The 5960-nt window shown below is 51.9% G+C and carries 5 protein-coding genes; 2 read left to right on the top strand and 3 right to left on the bottom strand.

Features of this window, described 5'->3' with window-relative positions; genetic code table 11:
- Positions 1-298 precede the first annotated feature (298 nt).
- Complete coding sequence (locus LKK83_RS14150; protein ID WP_324631822.1) at positions 299-1438, bottom strand: YdcF family protein; 1140 nt, start codon at positions 1436-1438, stop codon at positions 299-301.
- A gap of 478 nt (positions 1439-1916) precedes the next feature.
- Here LKK83_RS14150 and LKK83_RS14145 point away from each other — a divergent pair, with 478 nt between their 5' ends.
- Positions 1917-2885, top strand: coding sequence for a pentapeptide repeat-containing protein (locus tag LKK83_RS14145; protein ID WP_324631820.1), 969 nt, complete (start codon positions 1917-1919; stop codon positions 2883-2885).
- Between the two features lie 13 nt (positions 2886-2898).
- On the opposite strand, the gene pap is transcribed toward LKK83_RS14145, so the two are convergent.
- Entirely contained in the window at positions 2899-4389 is a 1491-nt protein-coding gene (gene pap, locus LKK83_RS14140; RefSeq protein ID WP_324631823.1) for a polyphosphate:AMP phosphotransferase, read from the bottom strand.
- Between the two features lie 618 nt (positions 4390-5007).
- Between pap and LKK83_RS14135 the strand changes: the two genes are divergently transcribed.
- Complete coding sequence (locus LKK83_RS14135; protein ID WP_324631819.1) at positions 5008-5514, top strand: DUF1648 domain-containing protein; 507 nt, start codon at positions 5008-5010, stop codon at positions 5512-5514.
- A 137-nt stretch (positions 5515-5651) separates the two neighbouring features.
- Here the strand turns inward: LKK83_RS14135 and LKK83_RS14130 are convergent.
- Positions 5652-5960, bottom strand: a 309-nt coding sequence (locus LKK83_RS14130; protein WP_324631818.1) for a CHAT domain-containing protein, incomplete at its 5' end; no start/stop codon positions are given.

Raw genomic sequence — 5960 nt, 5'->3', positions numbered from 1 at the left:
ATTAGCTTCATTTACCATCATATCACCTCATCCCCTTTCTGGCAAAAGCCGGCGAATTTTTTTTTCGGGGTTGACAAGGGATATGAGCATCGGGTATAATGAGACCGTGGCGGCAGGCAGGGCGTTTAAGCAATGCATAAATTGCTTAAGCGTGCTGGGTGGGTTTCAAAAAATCAGCTTCATTTACCATCATATCACCTCATCCCCTTTCTGGCAAAAGCCGGCGAATTTTTGCCTGGGGGGGGAGTGGGGGACGCGCCTGGATTGGGGGTAGCGTCCCCCATATTTTGCGAGAGCTTCATGCTTCGCCGGGGTCGGCCCAGGGTTGGGATGGGGTGGGTTGGAAGGTTTGCAAATTAGAAGAAGTGGGGGGAGGGGGAGGGGCACCGCAGTTGGTGCAAGGGTCGATCCAACCGCGCAAGAAGTAATACATGAGGGTGTAAAATTCCTCAATGACGCGGGTGGTGCGTAAGAAACTGGCGGCGTTGGGGATGAGTTCGGAGAGGAAAACCAGGCGATTTTGGCGATCGCATAAAACGTCCAACAAAGTGGGGGCGCGGGGAGTCACCGGAATATCGAGTTTTTCGAATGCCAGTCGGGCGCGGGGCATATCCAAGGCGGAGGAAATCAAGATAATGCGATTGCTGGGGAAGGGAAGAGTCTTGTCTTCGTGCAGATTGTCCAGGGCGATCGCAGTGGCGCGGACATTGAAGACTTCCTTGTTATCTAACAGCAGGATATCGGTGGAGGGGATACCGAGGTTAACCAGGAGGGTTTTGAGTTCTTCTGCTTCCGAGACCTTGGGGACGCTGACGTTATACCAGGGGGCGCTAATTCCGGCCCAGGCGAAGGGTTTGGGGCGGGCGGCGATAATGACGGGGGGGCGATTTCCCAGTTGTCGCTGTAGGTTGTACTGTTCCACGGCGCTAAAGAGGCGATCGCTCATTTGAGTTTTCAGCAGATGGGGTTGATAGGGCAAAAATGGCTGAGTAATGCCATTCGCCAACAGAACGATCGCCCCAACTTTACCCCTCGCCGGTCTTGTAGCGGCGGGGCGAGGGGTACAAAACTCCGTTTCCGGGAAATTGGAACGAATCAGCCAATATTCGTATTGTTCGGATAACCAGGGAATGCTACACAGCACTAAAATGGCGAGGGTTGAGGCGATGAGGGGATCGCGATTTTTCTGTTCTTTTTTTGTGGCCAAGATTAACAAAACGATGCACAACCCCAAAGGTTTGAGGGGGAAGGAAAGAATTTGCCATAAGGTAGAGACCCCCTGTTCCGTGGGGAAAAAGAAGGCCAAAACAATGATACAGAACAGAATTGCGCCGCCCAACCAGGTCAGATATTCTCGGGGAATGAGCTGAAGCAGCACGTACCAAATCAGAGCGGCGACAATGACCCAAAGCAGAATTTGAGTGATGACTAGAAACATTTCTTAATATCCTGAAGGGGTGATTCTCGGAAGCGGTGAATCGGTGTTTTCTCCCGGGGAAAGGGGCGGGGAAAATGCACAACACCGAGGAGGGGGAGAGGATTTGCTCAAACTTCCTTGACAAAAGTATGGGTTTCTTAAATTTTTCTGAAGCCGACGCCGAGTAAGATCGAAATAGGGCAAACGGAAAGCAAGAGCGCGGGAAAGCCGAGGGGCGATCGCAAGCGTGGTTCCTGCTTTGATTTTGCCACGAAGGAAAAAGCGATCGGGTTGGCATCGATGGCGGAACCGGGTTCTAGGCGAGTCACTCATGCTGATTTCGTCAGGGGTTTGGGCTTAACAAATCTTTATCAAAAAGCGCCAGCGGAGCGTTACTGTGGATGAGGGATTTGTGTACTTTAGAAATACCTTTTGACGACAAAGTGCATCGCGAAAATGGCCAATTGCTCCAACATGGTTGCAAATACAGATAGGGCAGATGAAAGTAAATCATTGGCTTAACCTTTACGAACAAGGAATACGAGACTTTTCTGGCTTAAACTTGCGCGGGGCAAACTTGGTGGGCGTTACCCTAATCGGCGTCAACCTCTCCAATGCCTACCTGGAAGGAATCGACCTGTCGCGATCGTTCCTGAGCAAGTCCAACTTGAGTCGCGCGGCGCTCCAGCGAGCCACTCTCAATTTTGCCAAACTCAATGACGCAAAATTTATTGATGCAGACTTAACCAAAGCTAACCTGCAAGGTGCCTTCATGGTGAAAGCTTCCCTGTGCGGGGCAAAACTGAGTGGGGCGAATTTAACGGCGGTGAACCTGCGCGGTGCGGATCTCAGCCATGCGAATCTCTGTGGCGCGTCTTTGCAAGGGATTAACCTGCGCGGGGCGAATCTCACGGGGGCGAATTTGAAATGGGCGAATCTGAGTGGGGCGCGCTTGAGCGGGGCGATTCTGAAGGGGAGCGAATTGGCGGGGGTGAAGCTGACGGGAGCCTTTTTGAATGGGGTGGATCTGGCGGGGGTGGATCTCGATGGTGTCAACTTGAGCGAGGCGAAACTCAGTGGGGCTAATTTTGCCGATGCCAATTTGCGGTTTACAAATTTTAGCGGAGCCAAGCTTCGTGGCGTTAATTTTACCGGAGCGAATCTGACGGGAGCCGATTTTAGCGGGGCGTTGCTGAGTCAGGCACAGTTCGATCGCAGCAATTTACGCAAAGCAAATTTGAGGGATGCGGAACTCGGCGAGGCTAACTTTGCCGGTGCTACGTTGGAGCAGACTGATTTAAACACCGCCACTGCGGTAGAAGAGGCGATGAACCAGTACCTCTTCTACTCGAATGCCGCCAAAACGGGGAGGGGAAGGCATGATTACCGACGAGAACCGCTGATTTGCAGCAGGGCGATCGCCGCGCCGATGCACGCCGAGGGAGCTACCACCATCAGCGGGGGGTGAAGCGGCGTGGGGATTATTTTCGCCGTTTGAGTTCGGTTTCGATGGCTTCGATGGCGCTTTGGATGATTTTCACCCGGGCGTAATATTTGTCATTCCCGGGAACTACGGTCCAGGGAGCGGTGGGGGTGCTGGTGCGCTGAATCATTTGGTTGACTGCGACGTGATAAAGGGGCCATTTTTCGCGGTTGCGCCAGTCTTCTTCGGTGAGTTTGTGTTGCTTGAAGGGATTGTCTTTGCGTTCGTTAAAGCGCTCTAATTGTTCTTCGGGGCTGATGTGCAGCCAGAATTTGAGCAAGACGTAGCCGGCGCTGGTGAGTTGTTCTTCAAATTCGTTGATTTCGCGATAGGCTCTGCGCCATTCCGGTTCGCTGGCGAATCCTTCGATGCGTTCTACGAGTACGCGCCCGTACCAACTGCGATCGAAAATGCCGATGGTGCCGGGATCGGGCAACCTGCGCCAGAAGCGCCACAGATAGTGATGGGAGAGTTCTTCGGTGGAGGGGGCACCGAAGGCGTTGACCACGTAACTGCGCGGATCGAGCACGTCGGTTAAGCGTTTGATGGCTCCACCTTTGCCGGCGGCGTCCCATCCCTCGAAGATTGCCAGGACGGGAATTTTTTGCAGGTGAAGGCTTTGTTGCAGTTTTCGCAGATTGCTTTGTTCTTTGCGGAGTTGTTTTTTGTAGTCGTCTTTGGACAGACTGAGGCTGAGATCGGCTTGGGAGAGAAAGTCGGGTTCGGTGGGTTGGAGCTGCGCTTGCGGGGGTAATACGGGGGGCGGGGTTTGACAGTGCCGCAGATCGAGGGCTTCGGTGAGGGTGGTGGCCATTTTGGAGAGGACTTTCACCCGCGCCCAGCGCTTGTTATCGCCTTCGACTAGAGTCCAAGGAGCAGGACCGGTGCTGGTTTGGATGAGCATGTCTTCCGCGATCGCGGCATACTCGTGGTAGTTCTTGGCTTGGTGCCAGTCTTCGGGACGCACGCGCCAGGAGTCTAGGGGATCGGCGGCGGCTTTTTTTAGCCGTTTTTTCAGTTCTTTGCGGCTTAGGTGGATCCAGAATTTGGCGATCGCTACCCCATCATCTACCATTTGCCGCTCGAAGGCATTGATTTGCCTCATGGTGGTGGGAATGTCGGCGTCGGGAATGCGATCGAAGAGCCGATCTTCTAATACGTTGATGTACCAACTGTGATAAAAAAATCCGATTTCGCCCCGGGCAGGGAGTTTTTGCCAAAATCGCCACAAAAAGGGATACTGTCGTTCTTCTGGCGTGGGGGGCCAGATGGGATGGACTTTGAAGCCGCGCGGATCCATATATCCGACCATTTTTTTCACTAGAGAACCTTTCCCGGCGGCTGCCCAACCTTCTAGCACGACAATCATGGGTAATTTTTTTTCCCAACAGGCTTTCTGAAGCTGGCGCATCTGCTTCATTAGGAGTTCTATCTGCTCTTTGTAGGCGTCTTTTTCCAGGGATAGCTTGAGATCCAGGGTGTCTAACATGAATTTCCGTTCGTTGATTCTGCATTCTAGAGGTATGGGTGCTCCATTGGGGATCGCTGGCGATCGCGCTGACGCTTCGCCGCCTCTCCCCTGTCGCACCCCGTCGAAGTATAACACTATCCGATCGCGGATTTGGGAATGGTGACGAAAAACACGGAATTGCAGATTTTAGGTTTTTTTTAGGCGATCGCTTCTGCTGTGATGGAAGGGCGATCGCTATCTCTTTTCTCCGGTCAGGGTTTTTTGACCCCTCGCCCTGACTTCTTTTTATACCAAGTCTGGTGGAGATGGAAAAGAGCGGGCGATTCAAATCGCGCTACGCTGCTACCTGTAGGGTGGCTTTCGAGTTGGCCACCCTACCCGGGTTTATATTTTACAGGTAAGCATAACTCAACCGCGTTTTATACTTAAACGACCGCGCGCCTACCGCCCCAAGCAAGGGGGGCATGTTGTATTAAAGTTTACCGTTTTGGAGCGGTTAAAATTAGAGGAAGCCGTGCTTTAAAATCCGAGGATGGAGAAAGACAATGGAGCATTTCTTCCGTTCGAGAGAAGCACTTTGGTTTTCAATTCGCTAGAATCAACAAAATTTATGCCGTCGATTGAATCAAAAAGGGTATGAATAGACAGCAAAACAACGAACGAGAGTTTATGGCGATCGCGCGATCGCCATTGGTATTGAGCTTAGAACTGGCGGCCCTGGTGGGGATTATCTGCACGTTTGTGGCGATCGGGCAGTTTTGGGGTCGTCTTCCCGAAACCATTCCCATTCATTTTGGCCTCACCGGGCAACCCCAGAACTGGGGCAACAAACCCATCCTCTGCTTGCTTCCCACAGTGGGAACATTGATTTACCTCATCTTCACCTTCTCCCCCTACTTCTCGCAATTATTCGATAATTCCTTACCCATTCCCGAAGAACAGGCCCAACACCTCTCCCAAATCGTCCGCGAGTTGTTCGCTTGGATGAAAGTGCAAATTATTTGGCTGTTTTTCTTCATCGAGTGGCAAATCATTCAAGTCAGTTTAGGTAACTCCCAAACCATCGCCACCACCTTCATCTTCACCGCATTGATTTTTCTCGGGGGAACCATTGGATTTTATTATCAGCAAGCAGATTTGTAGGTAGAAACATACAACTCCCTGTCGGTCATTGGTCATGTGGTAACAGGTCATTGACCAATGACCATTGACAAACAACAAACAACAAATGACCAACAACTACTCACAAACCACAAAGGACAAATGACCAATGACCACCCTCACTGCGCCTCTCCCATCAAGGTAAACGCCGCCCAATTCTCGGGACTGGGATACTGCTGCATGGTAGTCAGCATCGCCTGACGCAATGCCTGGGCTTTATCGCCACTGCTTTCCCAAGTTTGATAAAATTCTCGCATTAACAAATAGGTGGCATCATCGGGCACTTTCCATAAGGATACCAGCACGCTGGCGGTGCCGGCAGACATCAAGGAACGAGATAATCCGATGACCCCATCGCCAGTGATTTTTCCGCGTCCCGTCTCGCAAGCAGAGAGGACGACTAAATCCGCATTGAGTTCCATGTCGAA

It is taken from the genome of Phormidium sp. CCY1219 (assembly GCF_035615515.1).
Classification (GTDB): Bacteria; Cyanobacteriota; Cyanobacteriia; order Cyanobacteriales; family Laspinemataceae; genus CCY1219.
This window is presented reverse-complemented; position numbering and strand designations above follow the sequence as displayed.